The organism is Nocardioides sp., assembly GCF_016462705.1.
In the GTDB taxonomy this organism is placed as follows: domain Bacteria; phylum Actinomycetota; class Actinomycetes; order Propionibacteriales; family Nocardioidaceae; genus Nocardioides.
The window spans coordinates 1-25,609 of sequence record NZ_JAEMSS010000044.1 but is presented as its reverse complement, the minus strand read 5'-3'; the positions used below and the strand labels follow the sequence as shown (position 1 = coordinate 25,609).

Here is a 25,609-nt window from a genome sequence, read left to right as displayed (position 1 = left end):
ACCGACCGCGACGTCTACCTGCACACGCTCCCGCAGTTCCACGCCAACGGCTGGGGCATGCCGTTCGCGATGACCGGGCTCGGAGTGCCGCACATCATCCTGCGGAAGGTCGACGGGGCCGAGATCCTCCGCCGGGTCGAGCAGCACGGCGTGACCGTCATGTGCGCCGCCCCCGCCGTCGCGGCCGCCGTCCTCGAGGCCGCGCAGACCTGGGAGGGCGAGATCCCGGGACGCGACCGGGTCCGGATCATCATGGCCGGGGCGCCTCCACCGACGAAGACCGTGGTCCGGGTGCAGGAGGAGCTCGGCTGGGAGTTCATCCAGATCTACGGGCTCACCGAGACGTCCCCCCCTGCTCACCGTCAACCGCACGCGCCAGGAGTGGGACGACCTGCCGGCCGACGAGCGGGCCGCCAAGCTGGTGCGGGCGGGTGCGCCGGCCATCGGCGTGACCCTGAAGATCTCGGAGGGCGGCGACGGCGAGGACGGGGCGCCGGGCGGCGAAGTGCTGGCCCGCTCCAACGTCGTCCTCGAGGGCTACTGGGAGCAGCCGGAGGAGACCGAGCGGGCCCTGGCCGATGGCTGGTTCCACACCGGGGACGGCGGCGAGATCGGCGACGACGGCTACCTGACGATCATGGACCGCAAGAAGGACGTCATCATCACCGGCGGCGAGAACGTGTCGTCGATCGAGGTCGAGGACGTGCTCTTCTCGCACCCGGCGGTCGCCGAGGTGGCCGTGATCGGTGTCCCGAGCGAGAAGTGGGGCGAGACGATCAAGGCGCTGGTCGTGCTGGCCGAGGGCGCCGAGGTCACCGAGGCCGAGCTGATCGCCTGGTGCAAGGAGAAGGCGGCCGGCTACAAGGCGCCGACGTCGATCGAGTTCCGCGAGCTCCTGGCGCGGACGGCGACCGGCAAGCTGCAGAAGTTCAAGCTGCGGGCGCCCTACTGGGAGGGCCGCGACCGCCAGGTCAACTGACGGCTACCCTCCGAGCGTGCCCACACCGCCCCGGTTGACAGACGTCGTCGACCTGCTGCACGGCTGGTACCCGCCGGGCACCGCCGACTCCTGGGACGCCGTCGGACTGGTGTCGGGCGACCCGGACCAGCCGGTCCGGAAGGTGCTGTTCGCGGTCGACCCGGCGCCCGCCGTTGCCCGCGAGGCGGCCGAGTGGGGTGCAGACCTGCTCGTCGTCCACCACCCGCTGTTCCTCAAGCCGGTCCATGGCATCGCCAGGACGACGCCCAAGGCCCGGACCTTCGGCACCCTCCTGGACGCCGGCTGCGCGCTGCTGACCGCGCACACCAACGCCGACCAGGCGGTCGGCGGGGTGAGCGAGGCGCTCGCGACGACCCTCGGCCTTCGGGACCTGGCTCCCGTCCTGCCGCGCGACCCGGCGCCGTTGGACAAGCTCACGACCTACGTCCCCAGGTCTGACGCGGAGCGGGTGCGCGAGGCGCTCGCGGGCGCCGGGGCGGGCACGATCGGCGACTACGACTCGGCATCGTTCAGCACCGGCGGTGAGGGCCGGTTCCGGCCGCTCGACGGGGCCAACCCCACGATCGGCGCGGTCGGTCGCCTCGAGGTGGTCGACGAGGTCCGGGTCGAGGTCGTGCTGGCCCGCCCGCGGCGTACGGCGGTGGTGGCGGCGATGCTGGCCGCGCACCCCTACGAGGAGCCGGCGTACGACGTCGTCGAGCTCGCCCCCGCGGCGCCAGGGCACACCGGGGCCGGCCGGATCGGCGACGTCGAGCCGACGACCCTGGGCGAGTTCGCCGCCCTGGTGGCCGAGCGTCTGCCGCGGACGGCCGGGGGAGTGCGGGTCGGCGGCGACCCGGGGCGGCCGGTGCGCCGGGTCGCGGTCTGCGGCGGTGCGGGCGACTTCATGCTCGATGCGGTGCTCGCGACCGACGCGGACGTCTATGTCACCAGCGACCTGAGGCACCACCCGGCGACCGAGTTCCTGGAGAAGGACGGGCCCGCGCTGGTCGACATCGCCCACTGGGCCGCCGAGTGGACCTGGCTGCCGGTGGTGGAGGCGCGGGTGCGCGAGGCACTGGATGGTCTCGGGGGCGCTGCTGAGGGCGATACGGTGGAGACCCGGGTCAGCGAGATCCCCACGGACCCGTGGACCCGCCCGTGAACGGCCCTCACTAGGAGCTGCACTGAAAGCCGATCCCGCCGCCCAGCTCGCCCTTCTCGACCTGCAGGCGATCGACGCCCGGGTCGACGTGCTGCGACACCAACGACGGACCCTGCCCGAGCTGGCGGAGCTCACGGCGCTGCAGGAGTCGCGGGCGGGGTTCGATGCCCAGCGCCGGGACGCGCAGATCCTGGTCGACGACCTCACCGCAGAGCAGCTGAAGGTCGACGCCGACGTCGAGCAGGTCAAGACCCGGCGCACCCGGGACCAGGACCGGATGGACAAGGGGCTGATCAGCAACCCCAAGGACCTCGAGCGCATGCAGGGTGAGCTGGAGTCGCTCCAGCGGCGGATCACCACGCTGGAGGACGAGGAGCTGGAGGTGATGGCCCGGCTCGAGGACGCCGAGAAGGACCTCGAGTCGTTCACCGCGCAGGTCGCCGCCGCCGACGAGCGGCTCGCCGCCGTGGCGGCCGCCCGCGACGAGAAGCTGGAGGCGCTCGACGCCGAGCTCGCCAGCCTGGAGTCGGAGCGCCGCCCGGCGGCGGAGGGGCTGCCCGCCGACCTGCTCGCGCTCTACGACAAGCTGCGCGAGGCCAAGGGCGGTGTGGGTGCCGCCGAGCTGCGGGCCCGCCAGTGCGGCGGCTGCCGGCTGACCCTCGACGCCCACGAGATCGGCGAGATCCGGGCGCTGCCCGAGGACACCGTGGTCCGCTGCGAGGAGTGCCAGCGGATCCTGGTGCGGACCGCAGAATCGGGCCTGTGACCGAACCGTTCCGGCACCGCAAGGTCATCATCGAGGCCGACGGCGGCTCGCGCGGCAACCCGGGCCCGGCGGCGTACGGCGCCGTCCTCAAGGACGCGGAGACCGGCGAGGTGATCGCGGAGGACGGCTCGACGATCGGCATCGCCACCAACAACGTCGCGGAGTACTGCGGCCTGATCGGTGGCCTGCGGCTGGCCGAGGAGTTCGCCCCGCACGCCGAGATCGAGGTGCGGATGGACTCCAAGCTCGTGGTCGAGCAGATGTCCGGGCGCTGGAAGATCAAGCACCCGGACATGATCCCGCTGGCCCAGGAGGCCAACGGGCTCGCGCCGTTCGGGACGACGTACACCTGGGTGCCACGCCTGCGGAACGCGCATGCCGACCGGCTCGCCAACGAGGCGCTGGACGGCAAGCGCAACGGGGTGAGCGCGCCGGGCCCGGTGCCGGAGTTCGACGAGGACTCGCTCATCGAGGAGATCGAGGACCCGGAGCCTGGACCGGACGTCGCCCCCGCGCGGGGCTGGGGGCCTCCGACCGCTGCGCCCACCACGCTGGTCCTCGTGCGACACGGCGTCACCGCTCACACCACGGCGAAGAGGTTCTCGGGCGGGCTCGGTGGGGACAACCCGGGCCTCAGCGAGGAGGGGCTCGCGCAGGCCCGGGCGACCGCCGACTGGCTCTCGCCCCTCGCCGAGCGGATCGACGCCGTCGTGACCTCGCCGGTGCGCCGCACGCGCGAGACCGCGGAGGTGATCGCCGAGTCCCTGGCTCGCCCGGTGGAGGAGGAGCCGGGGTTCGCCGAGATGGAGTTCGGCGTCTGGGACGGGCTCACCTACGCCGAGGTCGCCGAACGGGACCAGGCCGGCCTCGAGGCGTGGATGGGCCAGCTCGACCGGGCGCCCGAGGGGGGCGAGTCCTTCGAGACGGTCCAGGCCAGGGTGCTGAGTGCGCTGGCCCGGCTGCGCGCCCGGCACGAGGGCCGCACGGTGGTGGTGGTGAGCCACGTGACGCCGATCAAGATCCTGGTCAGCGACGCGATCGGTGCGCCGCTCGACGGCGTGTTCCGGATGGAGCTGTCGCCGGCGTCGGTCAGCGTCGTCTCCTACTACCCGGAGGAGAACGGCATCCCCGACCGGGCCTCGTTGCGGCTCTACAACGCCCGGCCGCCGGGCAACGACGCCTTCGCGGCCGGCGCTACGTCGTGGTGACGCCGGTGCGGCCCGCCGTCGCCCGGGACCGGATGCCGAGGAGCATCCGCCGCATCATCGGGTAGTCACCCAGCTCCATGAGCAGGACGCCGAACAGCGCGAGCGCCGGACGCTGCCAGTCGTAGCAGGCCCGGACCCGGGTCACCAGGCGGGTGCCGCCACCGGGGGCCGGCTCGAGGCGCCAGCTCCAGACGGAGTCGGACTTGGACCACAGGAGCCAGTACGGCTCGTCGAACGACTCGACGGTGAAGAAGGTCCCCGGTGACGGCGGGGTGCGCGGCGACATGGAGACGACGTTGCCGCGGGCGACGTGCTGCCACTCGGGACGGACCACGTCCGCGCTCGGCCGTCCGGTATTGTCGAGGAGGTCGTCGCTGTACCAGCCGGCCCGGTCCGCGCCGACCTGGACGATCCAGGGCCACACCGCCTCGGGCGGGGCGGCGATGTCGATCGCGCGGGTGGCGACGTACGACGCCTCGGGGAGCGCGGCGTCACCTGGCATCGGCGCGGCGACCTCGGCCGGGGTTGCTCCCCAGCGCAGGTGTGCCCGCCGGTGGAACGGTGCCCCCAGGAACCGGGGCAGGTCGGCCACCACCGCCCAGGCCATCGCGGTCAAGGCGCGTGGCTCCAACCCCGGGTCGTGCAGCCCGAGCAGGAGGCCCAGTCCGACCTGGACGAGCCCGATGACGAGGTAGGCGACCTGCAGCCCCTCGAAGACCTGCAGGAACAGCGCCTCCACCAGGATCCAGCCCACCAGCATCCCGCCGACCAGGACCGAGACCGCCGCCGCGGCGCTGGCCCTCCTCCAGGCCAGCAGGGCGAGCAGGGCCTGGGGCAGGGAGACCAGCACCGCCAGCGCTGTCCCGCCGAGCACGCTGCTGCCGAACGGCAACCGGTCGGTGAGGTCGCCCAGGCTGAGCCAGCCGGAGACGAGCCCGACGGTGCCGCCCAGTGCCGCGACCGCGTTGAGGGCGGCGACGACGCCGACCGCCAGGCGCCATCGGGACGCGGCACCGACCGGACGCTCCCGTGCGACGAGTGCCATGGCGACAGTCCACCGCGGCGCCTCGGTCGCAGGCAGAGGCGATGGTCCTTGTCGGCGAGGTCCGAGGTCGCTCGCGTCAGTCCATCTGCTGCTCGAAGAACCGGATGGTGCGGTCCATGGCGGCGGTGAACGCCGGACCGAACGCGTGCCCGTCGTCGTACCACTCCAGCTGCGCGTCCACGCCCGCGCGCACCAGCGCCTGTCGGGTCGCGGTCGCCCAGCGGGGAGGACAGGTGTCGTCGGCCCGGCCGTGCACCATCAGGACCGGCTCGGTGATCCGGTCGAAGTAGGGGCGCGACGAGTTGGCCAGCCAGAACTCGGGGTTGTCCTCGGGGAGACCGTGGACGCGGGCCGGGTCGTCCGGACGGCTCCGGTCGGCGGGGTCGTCGCGCTGGAACTGGTCGTAGTTCTCGCCCTCCAGCGAGGACACCGACGCCCACGGCGCCGCGGCCCGCACCAGGCCCGGCTCGGCGACCAGGGCCTTGAGGACGACACCGCCGCCCATCGACCGGCCGAACAGGGCGATCCGGTCGTCAGCAACCGGCACGTCGGGGGCTGCCTGGAGCGCCTTGACCGCGTTGATGACGTCGGCGCTGTAGCCGAGCCGCATCCGCCGCTGGTAGCGCGGGTCGTCGTCGGACTCGGCGTGGTTGCGGTAGTCGACGTGCAGGGCGACGTAGCCGCGCGAGGCGAGATAGCCACGCTCGCGGGTCATGCCCTGCCCGCGCTCGTAGACGGCGGGGTCGATGTAGCCGTGCGCCAGGACCACGGCGGGGAAGGGGCCGCGGCCGGTCGGGACGTTGAGCACCCCCGAGATCGTGTAGGACTCGGTCCGTCCGGCGGGCGTCGTGCTCCGGCTGCGGTAGGTGACGTCGTAGGACGTGTAGGCGGCCGTGTCCTCGCGGACGGCGCCCAGCCGGAGCCGGTCGCCACGGTGCGTCTGCTGGTCCAGGCCGAGCACCGAGACCGGTGGCGCCGGGGGCTCGGCGGCCGGCGCCGTGGGCTCGGCGGACGTGGCTTCCCCGCTCGGCTCGGCGGCCGCCCCCGGGGGTTCGGTGGTCGGGCTGCTCGCCGGAGCCTGCGGTGACGGCGCGGCCGAGCTCGTCTCGCCCGGGTCCTCGTCCGTGCAGCCGGACAGCAGGACACCCGCCACCACCGCGACCACGAGCCGAGCGCGCATGGGGTCACGGTACGGAGACCCGCCAAGCCCCGGCCGAGACGGACTCAGAGCTCGGCGACGACGACGTCCAGCCGGGTGCCTGCCCGGCCGGGCTCGACCTCGACCGTCCAGCCCAGGTCGCGCAAAGCATCGGCGAGCCTGCCCGGTGAGCGGGGCGCGGCTCCCGACTCCAGGAGCTCGCGGACGATCCGGCCCTTGGTCGCCTTGTTGAAGTGGCTGACCACCTGGCGCCTCCCGCCGACCTCGTGCAGGACCCGCACCGTCGCCACCCGGCGCGCGAGCGTGGCGGGTGGTCGCCAGAACGCGGCGTACATGCTGCTGCGCAGGTCCACCAGCAGGCGGTCGCCCACGAGCTCCTCGACAACGTGGCCGAGCGAGCCGCGCCAGTGGGCGGCCACACCGCCGAGGCGCGGCAGGACCGCGTCGCCCGACAGGCGGTACGCCGGGATCCGGTCGGCCGGGCCGACGAGACCGAAGAGGCTGGAGGTCACCAGCAGCCGGGCCGTCGCACGCCGGCGGGCGGCGGTGCTCAGGGTGGCCGGCGACAGGGCGTCGTAGAGCACGCCTGAGTAGACCTGGTCGGCCCGGGCGGTCGGTGCCGTACGGATCCGGGCGTTGAGCCCGACCAGACCGAGCTGGGACCGCGGGACGTCCAGGACCCGCGCCGCCTCGGTCTCGTCGGCTTCGCACAGCGAGACCAGCGCGTCGAGCACGCGCTCCCGGGCCGGGGTCAGCGACGGCAGCGTGAGGGTCGTGAGGTCGAGCGGCCTGCCGCGGCGCGGCGCGGTCTTCCCCTCGCTCGGGGGCAGGAGCACGATCACGGCGACATCACGGAGACCATCACGGAGACACCGTAGGGTCGAGGCCATGTGGGGCAACCGCGTGGTCACCGTCCGGCCCCGGCTCGAGGGGCCCGAGGCGGCCCATGGCGTCGCGGCCGACACGCTCCGGGCCGGCATCGCGCAGATCCAGGCCGAGCTGGAGGTCAGCGCGGCGTTCCCGCCCGAGGTCGAGGCCGCCGCCGCCGAGGCCGCCAGGAACCCACGGCTGCCCGGGCTGGACCGTACCGACCTCCCGATGGTCACGATCGACCCGCCCGGCTCGATGGATCTGGACCAGGCGCTCCACCTGGCCCGGGACGGCGACGGGTTCGTGCTCTCCTACGCCATCGCCGACCTGGCCGCGTTCATCACTCCCGGGGACCCGGTGGACGTCGAGGCCCACCGCCGGGGGCAGACCCTGTACGGCGCCGACTCGAAGGTGCCGCTGCACCCCAAGGTCCTGTCCGAGGACGCCGCGTCCCTGCTGCCCGACCAGGTGCGTCCGGCGCTGCTGTGGACGCTCCGTCTGGATGCCGACGGCTCCCGCACCGACGTGGACGTCCAGCGCGCCCTGGTCCGCTCGACCGCCAAGCTGACCTACCAGCAGGCGCAGGACACGATCGACGACGGCTCCGCCCCCGAGCCCCTCCAGCTGCTGAAGGACGTCGGCCTGTTGCGGCTCAGCCGCGAGGCCGCGCGAGGGGGGATCTCGCTGCCGACCCTGGAGCAGGAGGTGCACGTCGCCGACGACCGGTTCTCCCTGGAGTTCCGCGACCTCCTCCCGGTGGAGACCTGGAACGCGCAGATGTCGCTCCTGACCGGCTTCGCCGCGGCCTCCCTCATGGTCTACGCGCGGGTCGGCCTGCTCCGCACCCTGCCTGATCCCGACCACCGCGACGTGCAGCGGCTGCACCGCACGGCCCGGGCCCTCGGGATCGAGTGGCCGGCCGAGCTGCTCTACGCCGACCTGATCCGCGAGCTGGACCCGACCGAGCCCGACCAGGCGGCCTTGATCGTGTCCAGCACACGACTGCTGCGGGGGAGCGGGTACGTCGCCTTCGACGGGGAGGTCCCGGCCGAGCCGCGGCACGCGGGACTCGCCGCGGAGTACGCCCACGTCACCGCGCCGCTGCGCCGGCTGGCGGACCGGCACGCGTCCGAGGTGTGCCTCGCCCTGTGCGCCGGTGACGAGGTGCCCGACTGGGTGCACGCGGCGCTGCCGGGTCTCCCGGCGACCATGCAGCGGACCGGGCAGCTCGCGAACCGCTACGAGCGGATGGTGCTCGACCTGGTCGAGGCGGGGGTGCTGAAGGCCCGCGTGGGGGAGTCGTTCGCGGGCGTCGTCGTCTCGGTCGACGACAAGGAGCCCACCCGCGGGACCGTCACGGTGCGCGAGCCCGCGATCGAGGCCCCCCTGGTCTCGGCGTCACCGCTCCCGCTCGGCACGGAGGCGCAGGTACGGCTGACGACGGCCGACGTGACGACCCGGAAGGTCGAGTTCACCCTCGAGTGAGCCCGACCCAGTCGCGGAGGGTGGTCGTGCTCGACCACGCCGCTCTGAAGGCCGGGTGCAGCAACATCCCGTCGACCTGGTCCGCGGCCACCCAGCGGTGCCCGGCGCTCTCGGCCCGGTCCTCGAGCCGGAGCTGCTCCGCGGCCCGCGCGAGGACCGTCTCGTAGCGCCAGCCGCCGCACTCGGCGACGTACGAGCCGAGGGTCTCGACGCTGGCCGGGTCGACCCCCAGCTCCTCGTGAGCCTCGCGGAGGGCCGCCTCGACGCTCGACTCGCCGCGCTCGCGCGCGCCGCCCGGGATCGACCAGGTGCCGCCCTGGTGGGCCCACCGGGCCCGCAGCTGGAGCAGCACGTGTCCGTCGTTGGCGACGAGCAGGCCCGCGGCACCGCGGGGTCCCCAGTGGGCGTGCCCCAGGGTGCACGTCGCCCAGCTCATGGCCGCATTCTGTCGGGTGCCACCTGAGCTGCGCCGGAGGGTGCGCCGATCAGGCGGGCATGGGCTCCGCGAGCTCGAAGGTGCGGTCCAGGCCGGCCATCCGGCACACCTGGAGGAAGCGCGGGCTCCAGTCGACGACCACGAGCGACCCACCGAGCTCGGCCATCTGGGTGCGCAGCCGGTCCAGGACGCCCAGGGCGCCCGCGTCCACGAAGGTCACGTCGGCGAGGTCCAGCAGAACTCGCCGGCAGCCCTCGTCGACCGCGTCGTGGAGGTCACGGGAGAGCTGATGGGCGGAGAAGACGTCGAGCTCGCCGCATGGACGGACGAACACGTCCGGCGGCGAGACGTCCAATGTGAGTGAGAAGTCCATCCGAGATCCCCTGACCTGGTGGCGGAACAGCCGGGAACGGAGGGCCTGAAAGGCGGTCGCGAGTAACTCTCGGTTGGCACGAGGCTATCTGGGTCCGGTGCCGCGCACACCACCTCTAGAGGTGGTCACTCCCGCTGCGGCCCGCGCACGACCACGTACACGAACAGGATCGCCATGACCACGGTGCCGGCCCACATGGCCTGCTGCCAGCCGTCGACGAACGACTCCTGGGCGGCCCGGAGCAGCACCTCGTCGAGCGACCCCGCCCCGCTCGCGGCCGCGACGGCGTTGGCGATGCCCTCGCGCGCGTCGTCAGCCACCTCGGGGGGCACCCCGTCGAGGTGGGCGTCGATGTTGGTGCGGTAGCCGGCTGTGAGCAGGGCGCCGAGCAAGGCGACGCCCAGCGCGGTGCCGAGCTCCCTGGTGACGTCGTTGAGCGCCGAGGCCACCCCTTGGCGCTCGCGGGGCAGGGACGAGGTGATGGCCTCGGTGGCCGGGGTCATGGACAGGCCCATGCCCAGCCCCATCGCGAGCATGCCCGGCAGGACCGACGGGTAGCCACCGTCCACGGACACGAGGGACGCCATCAGACCCAGGCCCACGGCGCCCAGGAGGATCCCGGACGCCATGGTCGCCCGGGCGCCGGCACGCGCGGCCAGCCGTGGGGCCAGTCCGGAGCCCGCCATCATCAGGAGGGCCATCGGCATGAGTGCCAGCGTCGAGCGCAGGCCGGACCAGCCGAGCACGGCCTGGAAGTAGGGGAAGAGGACGACGAAGATGCCCGCCTGGACCCCGAACACCGTGAGGAGCGACAGCGAGCCGCTGGACAGGCCGCGCCCGCGGAACAGGCGGACGTCGAGGAGCGGTGCGTCCTGCCGTCGCTCCCACCCCACGAAGCCGGCGGTGCTGACCACGGCGACCAGGAGGCCCAGCAAGGTCACGGGCGCGCCCCAGCCCCGCTCGGGACCTTCGTGGAGGACGAGGACCAGGGCGAGCATCCCGACCACCGACGACAAGGCCCCGATGTGGTCGAAAGGAAGGCCTGCGTGCTCGCGGGAGTTGGGGACGGCGCGCAGACCCGTGACGACGGCCGCGACGACCAGGACCACCGGCAGGGCGAAGAGCCAGCGCCAGCTGGCCACGTCGACGAGCAGCGCTGACAGGTACATCCCGAGGATGCCGCCACCTGCCGCCACGGCGGTCCACACGCCGATCGCCTTCGACCGCTCCTCGTCGGGGAACGTGGCCGTGATGACCGCGAGGGTGACGGGCATGATCATCGCCGCGCCGACGCCGCTGAGCAGCCGGGCCGCGAGCATGACCTCGGTCGTGGGCGCCAGACCGGCGGCGGCACTCGCCAGCCCGAAGACGGCCAGACCCGCCAACAGGACCGGTCGGCGTCCCCAGCGGTCCCCGACCGCGCCGAGCGGCAGCAGGAGGGCGGCCAGGGAGACCGCGTAGATGTTGATCATCCAGAGCACCTCGCCCTGCGACGCGTCCAAGGCCACGGCGAGCTGGGGCTGTGCGACGTTGAGGCCGGAAACCGACGCGATCACCGCCATCAACGCGAGGCAGACGGCGACCAGGATCGCCCGTCGCTGTCGCGGGTCGTGGACGGTCGCGTCGGCGGTGTCCGCGCCCCTCGAGGTGCCGCTGCTCATCTCCTGGTCGCCCGCACGACGACGTCGTGCAGCTCGACCGGCAGACCTGCGTGCTCGTCGACCGAGCGGACCAGCTCGGCCACGGTCACGATCTCCCATTCCTCGGGAGCCAGCCGAGCCGTGATCGCCGAGGCGCTGACCTCGGCCTCCGGAGGTGGCTGCCCCTCGTGGCCCTCGTGGCCCTCGTGGCCCTCGTGGCCGTCGCCGCCGTGCGCGTGCTGGTGGCCGACCACGAGCAGCGTGCCTCCCGGTGCCACCCACTCGGCGAGACGGTCGTAGAGGTCCAGCTGGGGGATCGCGGCGTGCGCGTAGTGCGAGGTGACCAGCTCGAACCGGCCCTCCGGCTCCCATGCAGTCAGGTCTGCCTCCACCCACTCGATGCGACCGTGTCCGGCGCTCCGAGCCGCGCGCGCGGCGCGGTCGAGTGCCGCCCTGGAGATGTCGACTCCGGTGACCTGCCACCCCTGCTCGGCCAGCCAGATGGCCTCTGCGCCCCCACCGCAGCCCGCGTCCAGCGCGGTGCCCGGATCGATGCCGATCAGCTCGCGTTCGAGGTACGGGTGGGGAGGAAGCGTCGTCCCCTCGTCGTCCGCGAGTCGTTCCGCCCAGTGCGCCTGCCAGTAGTCCTTGTCGAACCCATGTGTCATCACCTCGCCAGGGTGCGTTGATCACCAGCCGAAGCGCAAAGGTTGTTGCCGAATGGCAAAATGGGGCCATGGACGACATCGACCCTGCGCTCGACGCGGTGGGCCCGAGACTGAGGCAGCTGCGGGCCCGTCGTCAGATCACGCTCACCGAGCTCGCCGCGGAGACGGGCGTCTCGGTCAGCACTCTCTCCCGGCTCGAGGCCGGGCTGCGACGCCCCACGCTCGAGCAGCTCCTGCCCCTTGCGCGTGCCTACCAGGTCACCCTCGACGACCTGGTCGACGCACCGCCGACCGGCAACCCGCGCGTCAACCTGCGACCGATCGTCACCGGTGACGGGTCGACCGTCATCCCGCTGACACGTCGCGCAGGCGGCATCCAGGCCTACAAGTTCGTGCTGCCCGCGGGCCGCGACGACGACGTTCCTCAGCTTCGCACCCACGAGGGCTATGACTGGGCCTATGTCCTCGACGGCACGCTCCGCCTCGTCCTCGGCGAGCACGACCTTCTGTTGCATCCCGGCGAGGCCGCGGAGTTCGACACCCGGACGCCGCACTGGTTCGGAGCCACCAGCGCCGGTCCCGTCGAGTTCCTCAGCCTCGTCGGCCGCCAGGGCGAACGTGCGCACGTCCGGGCCGCGCCGCACCGGAGCCGGCCCGAGCGTGGGTGACCGGTCCGTTCAGCCGGTGGCGCCGAACTGCTCGACGCGGATGGCCTCCGGGGCCATCCCGCACTCCACGAGCAACGACTCGGCGAGCCCGGCGAACCGCGAGGACCCGCACACGTAGGCCAGCTCGACCCCGTCCAGCAGGGGGAGGAGCTCGTCCGGGGTCGGAGGTCCCGGCACGCGCGTGCCGTCCGCATGGCGTGTGTACGCGACGGTCGCGCCGATCCAGTGCAGCTCGTCGTCGTAGGGCAGCTCCTCGGGGCTGCGGCCCACGGCCACGACGCGCAGCAGGTCCGGCGTGCCGGCGTGCCGGGCCGCTCTGCTCATCGAGATCGCCGGGACCACGCCGGTGCCGCCCACGAGACACAGCGCCGGCGTGCGGGTGTCCCAGGTGAACCAGCGGCCGATCGGCCCGCGCATCTCCAGCACGTCACCGACCTCGGCCACGTCGGCCAGGAACTCCGAGACCTCTCCGTTCGGCAGCCTCTCGACCAGGAACTCCAGGAGCGGGTCGCTCTCGTCCGAGGCCACGGAGTAGGAGCGCTGCGCGGTGTAGTCGTCGGGTGCGCGCAACCGGATCAGGTAGTGCTGTCCCGGCCAGTGCCGGAGCCGGTCCTCCACGTGCATCCGCAGCCGGACCGTGGTCGGGGTGGGGAACTCCTTGGTGATGATCCGGCCGGTCGTCCAGGTGGTCGCGGTCGGCACGACGTCGTCGATGCTCAACGCCAGTGCCTCAGTCGCCCTGGTAGCGCTGCTCGAGCCAGGGGTCCCCTCGGTCGTGGTAGCCGTTGCGCTCCCAGAACCCGGGTTGGTCCCGGGCCATCAGCTCGAGTCGGCTGACCCACTTCGCGGACTTCCAGAAGTAGAGGTGCGGGACCAGGAGCCGCACGGGCCCACCGTGCTCACGGGCGAGCGGCTTGCCGCCGTACTCCCAGACCACCCAGGCCTTGCCGCCGGTGAGGTCGCTCAGCGGCAGGTTCGTCGTGTAGCCGGTGCTGGAGTGGGCCATCACGAACGCCGCCTCGGGGAGCGGCCCGGCCGCGTCCAGCAGGACGTCGACGCTGACGCCGGTGAAGGCGACGTCGAACTTGGACCAGGTCGTGACGCAGTGGATGTCCCCCGTGTAGGTCGACGATGGGAGCTGCTGCACCTGGTCCCAGTTCCACGTCGTGGGCCGCTCGACCAGCCCGTCGACGGTCATGGTCCACGCCTCGGGACGGATCAGCGGGGTCGCCTCCGCCGTGAGGACCGGCCAGCCGCTTCCGGTGTCGTACTGCCCCGGAGGCAGCCGACCCTCGGGCCCCTCCGGGCGGCGGCGGAAGAAGCCTCGGGTCACCGGCATGGAGCCTCCTGTGCGTGCGCTACGGGCCGGACGTGCCTCCGGCAGCAGCCTAGTGCCCCTGACCGGCACCCGGCGCCGCGTGGGCGGACGGCCCGATCAACCACGAGAAACCCCTCTCCGAGCCTAAAGTCTGGGGATGAGCGCGTCGCGGATCCTCTCCGTGGCGTGGGTTCCGGTGGTGGCCCTGGCGGTGGTGCTCCAGGCGACCACGGACAGCGCACTCGTGGCGGACGTCGTCTACCTCGCCGTGCTGGTCGGCGCGAGCGTGGCCGCCTGGGCGGGAGTCTCTCGATCGCCGCGCGGGCGACGACTCGTGCCTTGTCTGGTCGCCACCGGCATCACCCTCAACGCGATCGGGGACGTGCTGTGGACGTTCCTCGAGAGGGCCGGCACGAACACGGAGGTGTCGGTCGCCGACCTGCCGTGGTACGGCAGCTACGTCTTCCTGTGCCTGGCCATGTGGACGGTACTGACCCAGAGCCGCGAGGGTGGCAGGGCGGACCTCGACTTCGTCGTGGACGCGGTGACGATCGTGGTCATCAGCGTGCTGGCCTTCTGGACGTTCTCGGTGGAGGCGATCGTCTCGGACACCAGTGTGTCCCCGCTCGTGAGGGCGGCGTGGTCGGCCTACCCGGTCCTGGACGCTGTGCTCCTGGCGCTGGTTCTGCGGCTGCTGTGGAGCCGCAGCGCCCGGGCGGTGATCGACGTGTGGTTCGGTCTCGGTGTCGGCCTCTGGCTGGTGGCCGACGTCCTCTACATCCATCTGCCCGAGGACCCGACCGCGCTCGTGGTCATGGACGCGGGGTGGATGGTGGCCCCGGTACTGATGGCTCGCGCCGCCTGGCGTTCCTACGACGCCGAGCCCGCAGACGTTCGCCGCGAGAAGGCGCCCATGGGATGGGTACCGAGGATGCTGCTGGCAGTGTTCCCCCTCGTGGTGCCCCCGGGGCTCGAGCTCGTCGGCGACCTGCGTGGCCGGGACGACCAGCCGCTGCAGCTGCTCATCGGCACGGTCGTGGTGATGGCACTGGCCCTGGTGCGGATCGGTCGGCTGATCCTGTCCGAGCAGCGAGCACAGCGCGACCTGGTGGAGGCACGTGACCAGGCCCTGGCCGCCTCCGAGGCGAAGTCGATGTTCCTGGCCAACATGAGCCACGAGATCCGGACGCCACTGACCACGGTCCTGGTCGCTGCGGGACTGCTCAAGGAGACCCCCATGAGCGAGGTGCAACAGCGGTTCGTGGAGAAGGTGCACAGGTCCGGAGGTCAGCTGCAGACGCTCGTCGAGGGTCTGCTCGACTTCTCGCGGATCGAGGCCGGACACGCCGTCCTCGATCGGGCGGAGTTCGACCTCCGTGCGGTGGTGACCGACGTCGTCGACGCGCATCTGCCGCGGGCCACGCGCAAGGGGCTGACCTTCGACTGGGAGATCGACCCCAGGGTGCCGTCGACCGTCGTCGGTGACCGGCAGCGTGTCTTCCAGGTCCTCAACAACCTCGTCGAGAACGCCGTGAAGTTCACCGAGGAAGGACGGGTCGGGCTCAGCGCTGCTCCGCTCGATGACGGGGGGACGGCAGGCGGTGTGCAGCTCGCCGTGACGGACACCGGCATCGGCATCCATGACGGGGACCTGGCCAGCATCTTCGAGTCCTTCACCCAGGTCGACGGCACTGCTGCCCGGAACTACTCGGGCACGGGACTGGGTCTCGCGATCTGCAAGCAGGTGACCGAGCTGATGGGCGGGACCATCGAGGTCCGCAGCGAGCTCGGTGTCGGGACCACCTTCACGGTTCGGCTGCCACTGGAGGCGCTGGCGTCGGATCCGGCGGCCAGGGCCCTCTCGTCCTAGAGCGCCTCGGGGCCGTCGGTACCGCGCTCGCCCACGGTCGAGATGACGTCGGGAGGGACCCCAGCGGCGATAACGTTTTCGCATTCCAGCCCCGCGGGGTCGCCCGTCGTTAGGATCGGGCGTGTGAAGCCGGTCGAGCGGGTCAAGATGGCCGACGTCGCCAAGGCGGCCGGTGTGTCCGTGGCGACCGTGTCGAAGGTCGTCAACGGCCGGGACGGCATCTCCGCGGCGACGTTCGAGAAGGTGCTCAGCGCGGTGAGCGACCTCGGTTACGAGACCAGCCTCGGGGCGCGCAGCCTCCGCAGCCACAAGACCAACGTCCTGGGCGTCCTCCTGGCCGAGTTCGAGCCCTTCAGCACCGAGCTGCTCAAAGGCGTGTCCGAGGCGATCGGGTCGACCGACTACGAGCTGCTGGCCTACTCGGGCGGCCACCGGGGCAAGGCGGTCGGCTGGGAGCGGCGGTCGCTGGGGAGGCTGGCCGGCTCGCTGATCGACGGCGCGATCATCGTGACGCCCACGGTGGTCGACGCGGGCAGCGGCATCCCCGTGGTGGCCGTGGACCCGCACACCGGCCCGGTGGACGTGCCGACGGTCGACTCCGACAACCTCGCCGGAGCGGTGCTGGCCACCAACCACCTCCTCGAGCTGGGTCATCGGCGGATCGCCCTCCTGGGCGGCCGCCCCGACCTGGAGTCCGCACGGCTGCGGGAGCAGGGCTTCCGTGCGGCGATGGCAGCCGCCGGGGTTCCCGTCGACGAGTCGCTGGTCGTGGTCGGCGGCTACCGGCCGGAGACCGCCGAAGGTCCAGCGCGCCTCCTGCTGACCCGCGACGACCGACCCACGGCGGTCTTCGCGACCAACGACCTCTCGGCGATCCGGACCATGCAGGTGGCCGCGGAGCTCGGCGTGTCGGTGCCCGACGACCTGTCGGTGATCGGGTTCGACAACGTGCCCGAGTCGGCCCTGGCCAACCCGCCGCTCACCACGATCAACCAGCCGCTGCGCGAGATGGGTGCTACCGCACTCGAGATCCTGGTGCGGATGCTCGAGGGCCGCGAGCCCGACGCCACGCACGTGACGCTGCCGACCTCGATGGTGGAGCGGGCCTCCTGTCGCCGCCTCGCGTGAGCACCTGACCGACGGTCAGTCGACAGAGGTCCGGGTCCAGAGCTCCTCCCCGAACGGCACCGGGTGCACGGCACCCGTGAGGGTCACCAGCGCCTCGGTCTCGCGGTCGGCGCACGACGGACCCACCCACAGCTCGACGACGCCGGGCTCGACCATGCGGGTGCCCGCGCGGGAGGTGAACGCGAACCGGGCCGGCGGCACGACCAGCTCGACCACGGCGCTGCTGCCCGGCTCGAGGTGGACCCGCTGGAACCCCAGCAGCTGGGCCACCGGGCGGGTCAGGCTCGCCACCGGATCGCGGCCGTAGAGCTGCACCACGTCGGTGCCCGCGCGGTCGCCGGTGTTGGTCACCCGGACCGTCACCCGGACGGCTTCGCCGGTGGGGGACTCAGCGGGCACGCTGAGCCGGTCGTGGGTGAACGTCGTGAAGGACAGCCCGAACCCGAACGGGCGGGCGGGAGCGCTGGACACGTTGGTGACGTCGCTGTCGCCGCCGAGGACCGGGTGCAGGTAGCTGAACGGCTGGGCGCCGGCCGACCGGGGAAGGCTGACCGGGAGCCGTCCCGACGGGTTCACCCGGCCGCTGAGAACGCCGGCGATCGCGGGCCCGCCCTCCTCCCCGGGGAAGAACGCCTGGACCACGGCCGCGCACCGCTCGAGCGCCCAGGCGACGGCGTACGGCCGGCCGGTGACCAGGACCAGCACCACGGGCGTGCCGGTGTCGAGCAGCTCCTCGACCAGGGCGCGCTGCACGCCTGGCAGCTCGAGGTCCTCGCGGTCGCACCCCTCGCCGACCGTGCCGCGACCGAACAGGGCGGCGTGGTCGCCCACGACGACGACGGCGACGTCCGCCGCGGCAGCGGCGCTCCGGGCCGCCTCGAAGCCGGAGATGTCGGCATCGTCGACCGCGCAGCCCTGGTGGTAGGTGACCTCGGCAGCGGGCAGCTCGGCCGCCAGGGCCTCGAAGAGCGTCGGCACCTCGATGCCGAGGTCGGCCTCGGGATGGTGGACGAGCACGTGGTTCACGAAGGAGTAGCAGCCGAACATGGCCTGCACGCGATGGGCGTTGGGCCCGATCACCGCCACCCGGGCGGGCGCCGCGAGCGGCAGCACCCCGTCGTTGGACAGCAGCACGACGGACTCCTCGGCGAGCCGGGCCGCGAGTGCGCGCTGGTCGGCTCCGTCGAGGTCGAGCGACGTGGGAGGCTCGTCGTCGAAGGTGGCGTCGAGGAGGCCGAGCTCGGCCTTCTGGCTCAGCGCCCGCGTCACCGCCCGGTCCACGAGGGCCTCGTCGACGTCGCCGCCCCGGACGGCCTCGGCCAGCGGCTCGAGGTAGGCGTCGCCGGTCGGCAGCTCGATGTCCACCCCGGCGGTGAGGGCCAGCACCGCGGCTTCCGCCAGGTCACCCGCGACCCCGTGCAGCAGGTGCAGGAACGCGACGCCGTAGTAGTCGGCCACCACCGTGCCGTCGAATCCCCACTCCGTGCGCAGGAGGTCGGTCAGCAGGGCGGGGTCGGCGGCGACCGGCAGCCCGTCGATCTCGACGTAGGAGTGCATGACCGACCGGGCTCCCGCCTGGAGCGCCATCTCGAAGGGGACCAGGTAGACGTCCGCCAGCTCCCGCGGCCCGGCGTGCACCGGGGCGAAGTTGCGGCCGGCCTGCGACCCGGAGTAGCCGACGAAGTGCTTGAGGGTGGCGTGCACACCCTCGGACTGCAGGCCCCGGACATAGGCCGAGCCGATCACCCCGACGACGTACGGGTCCTCGGAGATGCACTCGTCGACCCGTCCCCACCGGGGGTCGCGGACGACGTCGAGCACGGGTGCCAGGCCCTGGTGGACCCCCAGCGCCCGCATCGAGCGGCCGATCGCCGCCGCCGTCGCCGCGACCAGGTCCGGGTCGAAGGAGGCCCCCCAGGCCAGCGGGGTCGGGTAGGCCGCCGCGTGCCAGGCGGCCAGCCCGGTCAGGCACTCCTCGTGGACCAGGGCGGGAATGCCCAACCGGGTCTCGTGGACCAGCCGCCGCTGGGTCTCCCAGAGCCATCGGGCCTGCTGCACCGGCTCCACGGGCCGGGTGCCGTAGACCCGGGTGAGGTGCCCCAGGCCGTCCTTGCTGACCGCGGGCAGACCGCGGACCACGTCGAAGACCCCCTGCAGCGGGGCGACGGCCTCGCCGTCGCCCTTGTCCCAGAACCCGACCAGCTGGGCGAGCTTCTCCTCCAGGGTCATCTCAGCCAGGAGGGCGCGGACGCGCTCCTCGGTGGGGGCGTCGGTCGTCGTGTGCAGGTCGGTCACGGGTCTGTCCTTCGGGTCCGGGGGTCGTCGCTCATGCGGTCAGCCCTTGACGGCGCCTTGGAGTCCGCCGACGATCCGGCGCTGCATCGCCAGGAAGAACACCAGCGCGGGGATCATGGCGAGGGTCGTGAAGGCGTACACGCCCGCCGTGTCGGAGGAGTACCGCGACGAGTAGTCGGCGACACCGAGGGGGAGCGTCTTCATGTCGTCCTGGAGCAGCAGGAGCGGCAGCAGGTAGGCGTTCCACGAGGCCACGAAGGCCAGCACGCCCACGGTCACCACGGCGGGCCCGGACAGCGGCACCACGACCCGCCAGAAGAAGCCGACCCGCGACGCGCCGTCCATGACGGCCGCCTCCTCCAGCTCGTCGGGGATCGCCATCAGGAAGGGCCGCAGGATGACCACGGTGATCGGCAGGGCGAACGCCGCCTGCGGCAGCGCCACGCCCCACCAGGTGTTGCCCATCTGAAGGTCACGGGTGACCAGGATGAAGAGCGGGATGATCGCCACCGTCGCGGGGAACAGCAGACCCACCACGAAGACCATGTAGAGGGTCTCCCGCCCGCGGAACCGGTAGCGGGCGAGTGGGTAGGCGGCCATCAGTCCCAGGACGACCACGAGGAGCGTGGTCACGGCGGCGACGACCGTGGAGTTGAGCGCGTACCTCCAGAAGTCCGGGTTGGTGACGACGCCCTCGTAGTTCCTCAACACCCACGGATCCGGCAGCCCGGCCGGGGACTCGGCGAGCTGGGCGTTGGTGCGGAACCCGCCCAGGATCGCGAACAGGACCGGCCCCAGCGTGAGCGCGACCACGACGAGTGCGATGAGGTAGACGAGCGGCGAGCCTCCGTCGCGACCCCGGTCCCGGCGTCGCCGGGTGCGGGCCCCTGCCGCCTCCTCGGGGAGCGTGTCGAGGATCATCGGAGACCCCCCGCCGCGAGTGCATGGGAGTCACGCCGCAGGACCAGCAGCTGGTAGACCAGCGCCATCACCAGCGCCACCACGAAGAGGATCACGGAGGCGGCCGCCGCGATGCCGTAGTTCTGCCGCTTGGTGCCCTCCGTGACGAGGAACGTCGCCATCGAGGTCGTGGAGTTGGCCGGGCCGCCGCCGGTGAGGATCCAGACCATGTCGAAGAGCTGGATCGAACCGATCATCGACAGGAACGCCCAGATCCGGATCGTCGGCCCGATCAGGGGGATGGTGATCCGCCACTGGATCTGCCACCAGCTGGCGCCGTCCATCTGGGCGGCCTCGACCACGTCGTCCGGGATGCCCTGGAGCCCCGCGAGGAAGAGCAGCACCGCGAGCCCGAGGTACTTCCAGGTGAGGACCACGAACACGGTGTAGAGCGCGTAGTCGGGAGTGCCCAGCCAGCCCTGCTCCGGACCGTGCAGGCCCACGGAGTCCAGGAGGGAGTCGGCCACGCCGTACTGCGGCTGCAGCAGCTGGAACCACACCACGCCCGCGATGACCTCGGAGAGGACGTAGGGGACGAAGATGATGGTTCGCAACAGGCCCTGTCCCCGCATCCGGCGGTTGAGGAGCAGCGCGATCGCCAGGCCCAGTGGCAGCTGCACCAGGATCGACAGCACGACGATCACCATGTTGTGGGTGAAGGCGTCGACGAAGACGTCGTTCTGCAGGACGTTGCGGAAGTTGTCCAGGCCGACGAAGTCCTGGAGCGGCCCGAAGCCCTTCCAGCGGTACAGCGAGAACTGGACGGCCTTGACGATCGGCCAGACCACGAAGACCAGGAACAGCGCCAGCGCCGGCCCGACGAAGAAGAGCACCTCCAGGGCGGTGCGGGCCCGCTGACCGCGCCGGCGCGTGGGGCGGGGGGCGACCGGCGCGGAGGAGGTGGCCGCGCCGGTCGTCCCTCCGGTGGAGACCGTCACTTCTCCGCGTCAGCCGCCGTCTGGGTCGCCTCGACGATGTCCTCAGGAGTGGCCTCGCCGGCGAACATGAGCTCGATCGTGTCGTTCATCGCGCCACCGACCGAGGCGCCGAACGCCGTGTCGAAGTAGAGCTGCACGTAGGGCGCGGAGTCGCGGACCTCGATCAGCGACGCCAGGGCAGGGTCGGTCACGGATCCTGTCGCAGCCGGGATGGTGGGGAGCCCCATGTCCCGCTCGGCGAACCCCTTCTGCACCTCCTCGGAGAGCAGGTAGTTCACGAAGTCGACGGCCTCGTCGGGAGCGTCCGCCGAGACGGCCCACGCGTCGCCACCGCCGAGCGCGGCGGTCGGGTCGCCCTCGCCGCCCTCGACGGTCGGGAAGGCGAACCAGCCGGTCTTGTCGCCGAGACCCTGCTCGTCCTCCGTGAGCCCCTGCATCACTCCCGGCTCCCAGTGTCCCTGCAGCTCCATGGCGACCTTGCCGGTGGCCAGGAGGCCGGAGGCGCTGGTCGGCCCCTCCTGCGCGGGGGTGGACAGGAAACCCCTGTTGAACGGCTCGGCAGCGATCAGCTCCTCCAGGTCCTCGCCGGCGCGGAGGAAGCACTCGTCGGAGAAGTCCAGGCTGGTCACCGCGTCGGTCAGCACCTCCTCGGAGCACTCCCGGACCGAGAAGTAGTACCAGTAGTGGGCGGCCGGCCACCCGTCGCCGGCCCCGACCGCGATCGGCTCGATCCCGGCCGCCTTGAGCTGGTCGATCGCGGCGTACATGTCGTCCCAGGTGGTCGGGGCCTCGGTGATCCCGGCCTGCTCGAAGAGCTCGGTGTTGTACCAGAAGCCCACGACGCCCACGGAGAACGGCAGCGCGTAGGTCTTGTCGTCGGTCTGCCAGCCGGCCACGGAACCACCGATGTCGGAGATGAGGTCGGCGGAGCTCTCGGACAGGTCCCGGGTCAGCCCGGCCTCGACGTGGTCGGCGAGCTCGCCGCCGCCGCGCTCCATGTAGATGTCGGGCACGTCGCCGCTCTGGAAGGCGGCGTCGAGCTTGGTGAGCATGTCCTCGTGGAGCTGGGCATCGATCTTGATGTCGACGTCGGGGTTGTCGGCCTCGAAGTCCTTGGCGACCTGCTCGTAGTAGGCCTTGCCGGGATCGTTGTTGGAGTTGTGCCACCACGAGATCGTGGTCTTGCCGTCGGACGACTCGTCGCCGTCGGAGCCACAGGCGGCCACGAGGGACAGCGTCGCCCCCACGGCCAGGGCACGGATGAGCGGGGTCCTCTTCATGGCGCACTCCTCGTCGTGTGACCGGTACCACAGGCACGCTCGCAGGCGGCGGCGCGGCTGTCAATCGTTATCGATAACGATTTCGCTGGGTGGTCCGGAAGGTCGGCCGCACTCTGGATGTGACCCGTCCGGGCTATGTCGGTGCCGACGGCCCTGCGCAAGCGTGGCTCGTATGACATCAGGGGGAAGAGTCCAGCTGTCCGTGCTCGCACTGGCGGGAGCTCTCGCCGTGGGCGCCACCGGAGGGGCAGTGGCGGGCACGATGGTCACCGGAGCGGACATCAAGAACGGCAGCGTCACGGGCAAGGACGTCAGGGACGAGTCACTCACGACGAAGGAGCTCAGTCCGGCGGCCCTCGACCAGCTGGAAGGCGAACCAGGCCCGGCCGGGAGCACCGGGCCCGCCGGTCCCGCGGGCCCTGCGGGACCCGAGGGGCCGTCCGGTCCGAGCGGTCCGCCCGGAGCGGCCGGCGTACCCGGTGCTCCCGGGGCTCCGGGTGCTCCCGGACCGGGCGCCGCGCGGCTGCGCTACAGCGCGCCGCTGACCGGCAGCCAGGTGCTCGCGACCGTCGGGGGGATGACCTACATCGGTCAGTGCACGATCATCCTCGGCCCGGTCGGCTCGGGAGGGATCAGCGTGACGCTCCGGGCGGAGGGCCCGGTCTTCCACGTCTACGGCACCCACACCCGGGCTCAGGGCGTGTCGAGCACACCCACGCTCAACACCATGGACTGGCCGTCGGACCAGTTCGGCCGGCGCGACGTGGGCGGCACCGCAGTGGTCTACAACGGCTCGCCGTCCCAGACCGCCAGCGAGGACGGCACCCTCATCCTCCGGGCGAACAACCTGTCGCACACCGTCATCTACCGTGCGCAGGTCCTGATGGCGGGGCTGGACTCCCGCTGCACCATCGAGGGCTCGGTCATCCCGAGCACCTGACAGGTCGGGGTGCGGACGGGCTGGCCTGTAGGCCGGGTTCTGTGCCCGGGTCCCTCACGGGAGTCCGGGTGACGACCATCCATCTACGAGCACCGTTGCCGGTGCCCTCCAGCGATCTACCCGCGCACTCGGGCGGGCCGCCCTCGAACGTGCGCTGTTCGATCTTGCTCCGGGTGGGGTTTGCCTAGCCGATCCGGTCACCCGGATCGCTGGTGGTCTCTTGCACCACCGTTTCACCCTTGCCGCGGTCCGAGGACCGAGGCGGTCTGTTCTCTGTGGCACTGTCCCGCGGGTTTCCCCTGGTGGGTGTTACCCACCACCCTGCCCTGTGGAGCCCGGACCTTCCTCGGCGACGTATCCCCGGTCACCCGAGAGGTACGCCGACGCGGTCGTCCGGCCAGCCCATCCGCGGGACCAGTGTGGCAGGGCGGCGGCGGGACCGAAAGGTCAGGCGAGCCGGGTGACCTCGACCTCGACGAACATCCGCGAGGTGGCGGCGCCCGAGTAGATGCCGGACAACGGCTTGACGTCGGTGTAGTCGCGTCCGGTCGCCACGGTGACGTACTGGTCGGAGGGCTCGCGGTCGTTGGTGAGGTCGAAGGGGTGCCAGCCGTCGTCCCACCACTCGACCCAGGCGTGCGACTCGCCGGCGACCGGCTCACCGACCACCGGGTCGGACGAGGGGTGGAAGTAGCCGGACACGTAGCGCGCGGGGATGCCCAGCGAGCGCAGGCCGCCGATGACCAGGTGGACCATGTCCTGGCACACGCCCGCGCGCTGGCCCCAGGCCGCCGCGGCGGGTGTCTGCACGTCCGTGGAGCCCGGCCGGTGCTCCACCTCGTCCGCGACCATCCGGCACAGGGCGAGGGCCGCCTCGCCCGGCAGCGCGGAGTCGGCCCCGACACCGGCGGCACGGCGGGCGAAGTCAGCCGGCGGCTCGACCAGCTCGGGGAGCGTGAGGTACTCCGTCCAGCGGTCCGCCACCTCACGCTCGGCCAGGGCCGCCCAGGTCGTGCTGGGCGGGGGTGTCGGCGGTCGGCTGGTCTGCACCGTCGAGGTCGCCCGGACCGTCAGGGAGTCGTGGGGGTCGACCACCTCGAACGCCGTGACGTGGGTCCCGAAGTAGTCGCGGTACTCGAAGGTCCACGGCTTGGGCGAGACCTCGAGCCGGGAGTGCACGACGATCTGCCCGGGCGTCGTGACGGGGGTCATCCGGGCCTGGTTGTAGGACGCGACCGCCTTGCCGTCGTACTCGAAGCCGGTCGTGTGCACGATCCGCAGCTGCATGCTCATCGCCCGATCACCGGCCGCTCACCCGCGCTCATCCCTGGATCCCGTGCCAGACGAGGGCCTCGGAGCCGGCGAAGTAGCGGCGCGTGACCGCCTCGGTGGCCTGGGCGCAGGTCCGCTGCAGGCGCTCCATCTGCGCGGGCAGGTCGTCCATCAGGTCGGAGAGGGAGCGGTACTCCAGCTCGGCGCGCATCCGACCGAGCAGCCGCTGCGCCTCGTTCTGGAACCCGGCCCGCTGTCCGGAGGCCTCGAGGTTCTGGACGCACTGCTCGCTGCGGTTGAGCGCGAACACCACCGACCGCGGGAACAGCCGGTCCAGCAGCAGGAACTCGGCGGCGCCGCGCTCGGTCTCGAGTCCGCGGTAGGTGCGCAGGAACGCCTCGTAGGCGCCACAGGCCCGCAGCGTCGTGGTCCACGGCGCCCCGATCCCGCCCGACATCGCCGCCGTGGCGACCATCCGCGAGGTCATGTCGGCCCGCTCGACGCAGCGGCCCAGCATCAGGAAGTGCCAGCCCTCGTCCCGGGTCATCGTGGCGTCGGCGGTGCCGTTGACCAGCGCGGCCCGCTCCCGCACCCACTGGAAGATCGCCGGCGGCCGCTGGGCGTGGAAGTGGCCGGAGGGGATGGCCCGGTACGTCGTGTTGATGGCCTCCCACATCGGCACGGACAGGGTCTCGCGGGCCCGCCGTGCGCTCTCCCGCGCGGCGCCGAAGGCCGACGCGATCGACACCGGGGAGCTCGGGTCGTAGCAGAGCAGGTCGAGCGTCTGCGCCAGGTCGACGCTCCCGAGCCGGGCGGCTCCGTCCTCGTCCTCGACGCCCATGACCGAGAGCAGCGACCGGCACGTGGTGGCTTCGTCGATGCCGGAGTCCTCGAGCATCAGCTGGGTCTGGACGTCGAGGATCCGGGCGGTGTCCTCGGCGCGCTCGACATAGCGGCCGATCCAGAACATCGACTCCGCGATCCGGCTCAGCATCCCGGCTCCTGACGGTCGGGCCGGGCGAGACCCTGCTGCTGCTGCTCGGCCTGCGACTGCATCTCCCGGATGACGGGACCGCTCGGCATCTCCGGGGCCGGGTGGGACGGTGCCGGGGCAGATGACCTGTTGGAAGTCTGGACGATACTGCG

General features: G+C 72.2%; 24 protein-coding genes, 1 other RNA gene and 1 pseudogene. 10 read left to right on the top strand and 16 right to left on the bottom strand.

Features of this window, described 5'->3' with window-relative positions:
* Nucleotides 1-57: 57 nt before the first annotated feature.
* The 5 genes and pseudogenes from JHD21_RS07890 to JHD21_RS07870 form a co-directional block, all read left to right on the top strand.
* Nucleotides 58-333 (top strand): annotated as a pseudogene (locus tag JHD21_RS07890) (AMP-binding protein); the annotation flags it as partial.
* 115 nt (nucleotides 334-448) lie between these two features.
* On the top strand, nucleotides 449-979 hold the full coding sequence (locus JHD21_RS07885; protein ID WP_292673177.1) for an AMP-binding protein: 531 nt from the start codon (nucleotides 449-451) through the stop codon (nucleotides 977-979).
* A 16-nt stretch (nucleotides 980-995) separates the two neighbouring features.
* Nucleotides 996-2,144: a Nif3-like dinuclear metal center hexameric protein gene (locus JHD21_RS07880; RefSeq protein WP_292673174.1), complete on the top strand. Its 1,149-nt coding sequence runs from the start codon at nucleotides 996-998 to the stop codon at nucleotides 2,142-2,144.
* An 88-nt stretch (nucleotides 2,145-2,232) separates the two neighbouring features.
* Nucleotides 2,233-2,910 carry a C4-type zinc ribbon domain-containing protein gene (locus JHD21_RS07875; protein ID WP_292673172.1) on the top strand — a complete coding sequence of 226 codons (678 nt, stop codon included), beginning with the start codon at nucleotides 2,233-2,235 and terminating at the stop codon, nucleotides 2,908-2,910.
* Nucleotides 2,907-4,118 (top strand): bifunctional RNase H/acid phosphatase, encoded by a 1,212-nt coding sequence (locus tag JHD21_RS07870; protein WP_292673170.1) that lies wholly within the window; start codon nucleotides 2,907-2,909, stop codon nucleotides 4,116-4,118. The genes JHD21_RS07875 and JHD21_RS07870 overlap by 4 nt, the downstream gene beginning before the upstream one ends.
* Here the strand turns inward: JHD21_RS07870 and JHD21_RS07865 are convergent.
* The 3 genes from JHD21_RS07865 to yaaA form a co-directional block, all read right to left on the bottom strand.
* Entirely contained in the window at nucleotides 4,105-5,163 is a 1,059-nt protein-coding gene (locus tag JHD21_RS07865; protein ID WP_292673168.1) for an SRPBCC family protein, read from the bottom strand. The two genes, JHD21_RS07870 and JHD21_RS07865, sit on opposite strands and share 14 nt — an antisense overlap.
* Before the next feature lie 76 nt (nucleotides 5,164-5,239).
* Nucleotides 5,240-6,343: a prolyl oligopeptidase family serine peptidase gene (locus tag JHD21_RS07860; RefSeq protein WP_292673166.1), complete on the bottom strand. Its 1,104-nt coding sequence runs from the start codon at nucleotides 6,341-6,343 to the stop codon at nucleotides 5,240-5,242.
* A 44-nt stretch (nucleotides 6,344-6,387) separates the two neighbouring features.
* Entirely contained in the window at nucleotides 6,388-7,164 is a 777-nt protein-coding gene (gene yaaA / locus JHD21_RS07855; RefSeq protein ID WP_292673163.1) for a peroxide stress protein YaaA, read from the bottom strand.
* A gap of 46 nt (nucleotides 7,165-7,210) precedes the next feature.
* Here yaaA and JHD21_RS07850 point away from each other — a divergent pair, with 46 nt between their 5' ends.
* Complete coding sequence (locus JHD21_RS07850) at nucleotides 7,211-8,677, top strand: RNB domain-containing ribonuclease (RefSeq protein ID WP_292673161.1); 1,467 nt, start codon at nucleotides 7,211-7,213, stop codon at nucleotides 8,675-8,677.
* On the opposite strand, the gene JHD21_RS07845 is transcribed toward JHD21_RS07850, so the two are convergent.
* The 4 genes from JHD21_RS07845 to JHD21_RS07830 form a co-directional block, all read right to left on the bottom strand.
* Nucleotides 8,664-9,113 carry an NUDIX hydrolase gene (locus tag JHD21_RS07845; RefSeq protein WP_292673158.1) on the bottom strand — a complete coding sequence of 150 codons (450 nt, stop codon included), beginning with the start codon at nucleotides 9,111-9,113 and terminating at the stop codon, nucleotides 8,664-8,666. The two genes, JHD21_RS07850 and JHD21_RS07845, sit on opposite strands and share 14 nt — an antisense overlap.
* Before the next feature lie 49 nt (nucleotides 9,114-9,162).
* Complete coding sequence (locus tag JHD21_RS07840) at nucleotides 9,163-9,486, bottom strand: STAS domain-containing protein (protein ID WP_292673155.1); 324 nt, start codon at nucleotides 9,484-9,486, stop codon at nucleotides 9,163-9,165.
* Between the two features lie 125 nt (nucleotides 9,487-9,611).
* Nucleotides 9,612-11,147, bottom strand: a complete 1,536-nt coding sequence (locus JHD21_RS07835; RefSeq protein WP_292673152.1) for an MFS transporter — start codon at nucleotides 11,145-11,147, stop codon at nucleotides 9,612-9,614.
* Entirely contained in the window at nucleotides 11,144-11,794 is a 651-nt protein-coding gene (locus tag JHD21_RS07830) for a class I SAM-dependent methyltransferase (RefSeq protein WP_292673149.1), read from the bottom strand. Before JHD21_RS07830 ends, JHD21_RS07835 begins: the two co-directional genes overlap by 4 nt.
* A gap of 68 nt (nucleotides 11,795-11,862) precedes the next feature.
* Between JHD21_RS07830 and JHD21_RS07825 the strand changes: the two genes are divergently transcribed.
* The gene (locus JHD21_RS07825; RefSeq protein ID WP_292673147.1) at nucleotides 11,863-12,462 is read left to right on the top strand and encodes an XRE family transcriptional regulator; all 600 of its coding nucleotides are present in this window, start codon (nucleotides 11,863-11,865) and stop codon (nucleotides 12,460-12,462) included.
* 9 nt (nucleotides 12,463-12,471) lie between these two features.
* On the opposite strand, the gene JHD21_RS07820 is transcribed toward JHD21_RS07825, so the two are convergent.
* Nucleotides 12,472-13,182: an FAD-binding oxidoreductase gene (locus JHD21_RS07820; RefSeq protein ID WP_292673145.1), complete on the bottom strand. Its 711-nt coding sequence runs from the start codon at nucleotides 13,180-13,182 to the stop codon at nucleotides 12,472-12,474.
* A 10-nt stretch (nucleotides 13,183-13,192) separates the two neighbouring features.
* Nucleotides 13,193-13,801: a sulfite oxidase-like oxidoreductase gene (locus tag JHD21_RS07815; protein WP_292673143.1), complete on the bottom strand. Its 609-nt coding sequence runs from the start codon at nucleotides 13,799-13,801 to the stop codon at nucleotides 13,193-13,195.
* Nucleotides 13,802-13,937: 136 nt separating this feature from the next.
* Between JHD21_RS07815 and JHD21_RS07810 the strand changes: the two genes are divergently transcribed.
* The gene (locus JHD21_RS07810) at nucleotides 13,938-15,650 is read left to right on the top strand and encodes an ATP-binding protein (RefSeq protein ID WP_292673141.1); all 1,713 of its coding nucleotides are present in this window, start codon (nucleotides 13,938-13,940) and stop codon (nucleotides 15,648-15,650) included.
* 123 nt (nucleotides 15,651-15,773) lie between these two features.
* Nucleotides 15,774-16,778 (top strand): LacI family DNA-binding transcriptional regulator, encoded by a 1,005-nt coding sequence (locus JHD21_RS07805; protein WP_292673138.1) that lies wholly within the window; start codon nucleotides 15,774-15,776, stop codon nucleotides 16,776-16,778.
* A gap of 15 nt (nucleotides 16,779-16,793) precedes the next feature.
* Here JHD21_RS07805 and JHD21_RS07800 read toward each other — a convergent pair whose 3' ends face one another.
* Genes JHD21_RS07800 through JHD21_RS07785 form a run of 4 tightly spaced genes read right to left on the bottom strand, consistent with a single transcriptional unit; the run spans nucleotide 16,794 to nucleotide 22,251 of the window.
* Nucleotides 16,794-19,073, bottom strand: coding sequence for a glycoside hydrolase family 3 N-terminal domain-containing protein (locus JHD21_RS07800; RefSeq protein ID WP_292673135.1), 2,280 nt, complete (start codon nucleotides 19,071-19,073; stop codon nucleotides 16,794-16,796).
* 39 nt (nucleotides 19,074-19,112) lie between these two features.
* Nucleotides 19,113-19,994, bottom strand: a complete 882-nt coding sequence (locus JHD21_RS07795; RefSeq protein ID WP_292673131.1) for a carbohydrate ABC transporter permease — start codon at nucleotides 19,992-19,994, stop codon at nucleotides 19,113-19,115.
* On the bottom strand, nucleotides 19,991-20,971 hold the full coding sequence (locus JHD21_RS07790; protein WP_292673128.1) for a sugar ABC transporter permease: 981 nt from the start codon (nucleotides 20,969-20,971) through the stop codon (nucleotides 19,991-19,993). Before JHD21_RS07790 ends, JHD21_RS07795 begins: the two co-directional genes overlap by 4 nt.
* Nucleotides 20,968-22,251 carry an extracellular solute-binding protein gene (locus JHD21_RS07785; RefSeq protein WP_292673126.1) on the bottom strand — a complete coding sequence of 428 codons (1,284 nt, stop codon included), beginning with the start codon at nucleotides 22,249-22,251 and terminating at the stop codon, nucleotides 20,968-20,970. The genes JHD21_RS07790 and JHD21_RS07785 overlap by 4 nt, the downstream gene beginning before the upstream one ends.
* Before the next feature lie 202 nt (nucleotides 22,252-22,453).
* Between JHD21_RS07785 and JHD21_RS07780 the strand changes: the two genes are divergently transcribed.
* Nucleotides 22,454-23,191: a hypothetical protein gene (locus JHD21_RS07780; protein ID WP_292673123.1), complete on the top strand. Its 738-nt coding sequence runs from the start codon at nucleotides 22,454-22,456 to the stop codon at nucleotides 23,189-23,191.
* Between the two features lie 12 nt (nucleotides 23,192-23,203).
* On the opposite strand, the gene rnpB is transcribed toward JHD21_RS07780, so the two are convergent.
* The 3 genes from rnpB to JHD21_RS07765 form a co-directional block, all read right to left on the bottom strand.
* An RNA gene (gene rnpB, locus JHD21_RS07775) (RNase P RNA component class A) lies at nucleotides 23,204-23,596 on the bottom strand.
* 42 nt (nucleotides 23,597-23,638) lie between these two features.
* A complete protein-coding gene (locus tag JHD21_RS07770) occupies nucleotides 23,639-24,484 on the bottom strand; it encodes a transglutaminase family protein (protein ID WP_292673121.1) in 846 nt (281 codons plus the stop codon).
* Between the two features lie 28 nt (nucleotides 24,485-24,512).
* Nucleotides 24,513-25,457, bottom strand: coding sequence for an alpha-E domain-containing protein (locus JHD21_RS07765; protein ID WP_292673118.1), 945 nt, complete (start codon nucleotides 25,455-25,457; stop codon nucleotides 24,513-24,515).
* Nucleotides 25,458-25,609: the final 152 nt, after the last annotated feature.

Excerpts from the sequence above, each read along its gene's own strand:
- JHD21_RS07865 (WP_292673168.1), bottom strand. The coding sequence starts at position 5,163 with ATGGCACTCGTCGCACGGGAGCGTCCGGTCGGTGCCGCGTCCCGATGG.
- JHD21_RS07860 (WP_292673166.1), bottom strand. The coding sequence starts at position 6,343 with ATGCGCGCTCGGCTCGTGGTCGCGGTGGTGGCGGGTGTCCTGCTGTCC.
- JHD21_RS07850 (WP_292673161.1), top strand. The coding sequence starts at position 7,211 with ATGTGGGGCAACCGCGTGGTCACCGTCCGGCCCCGGCTCGAGGGGCCC.
- JHD21_RS07845 (WP_292673158.1), bottom strand. The coding sequence starts at position 9,113 with ATGAGCTGGGCGACGTGCACCCTGGGGCACGCCCACTGGGGACCCCGC.
- JHD21_RS07840 (WP_292673155.1), bottom strand. The coding sequence starts at position 9,486 with ATGGACTTCTCACTCACATTGGACGTCTCGCCGCCGGACGTGTTCGTC.
- JHD21_RS07835 (WP_292673152.1), bottom strand. The coding sequence starts at position 11,147 with ATGAGCAGCGGCACCTCGAGGGGCGCGGACACCGCCGACGCGACCGTC.
- JHD21_RS07830 (WP_292673149.1), bottom strand. The coding sequence starts at position 11,794 with ATGACACATGGGTTCGACAAGGACTACTGGCAGGCGCACTGGGCGGAA.
- JHD21_RS07825 (WP_292673147.1), top strand. The coding sequence starts at position 11,863 with ATGGACGACATCGACCCTGCGCTCGACGCGGTGGGCCCGAGACTGAGG.
- JHD21_RS07815 (WP_292673143.1), bottom strand. The coding sequence starts at position 13,801 with ATGCCGGTGACCCGAGGCTTCTTCCGCCGCCGCCCGGAGGGGCCCGAG.
- JHD21_RS07810 (WP_292673141.1), top strand. The coding sequence starts at position 13,938 with ATGAGCGCGTCGCGGATCCTCTCCGTGGCGTGGGTTCCGGTGGTGGCC.
- JHD21_RS07795 (WP_292673131.1), bottom strand. The coding sequence starts at position 19,994 with ATGATCCTCGACACGCTCCCCGAGGAGGCGGCAGGGGCCCGCACCCGG.
- JHD21_RS07785 (WP_292673126.1), bottom strand. The coding sequence starts at position 22,251 with ATGAAGAGGACCCCGCTCATCCGTGCCCTGGCCGTGGGGGCGACGCTG.
- JHD21_RS07770 (WP_292673121.1), bottom strand. The coding sequence starts at position 24,484 with ATGAGCATGCAGCTGCGGATCGTGCACACGACCGGCTTCGAGTACGAC.
- JHD21_RS07765 (WP_292673118.1), bottom strand. The coding sequence starts at position 25,457 with ATGCTGAGCCGGATCGCGGAGTCGATGTTCTGGATCGGCCGCTATGTC.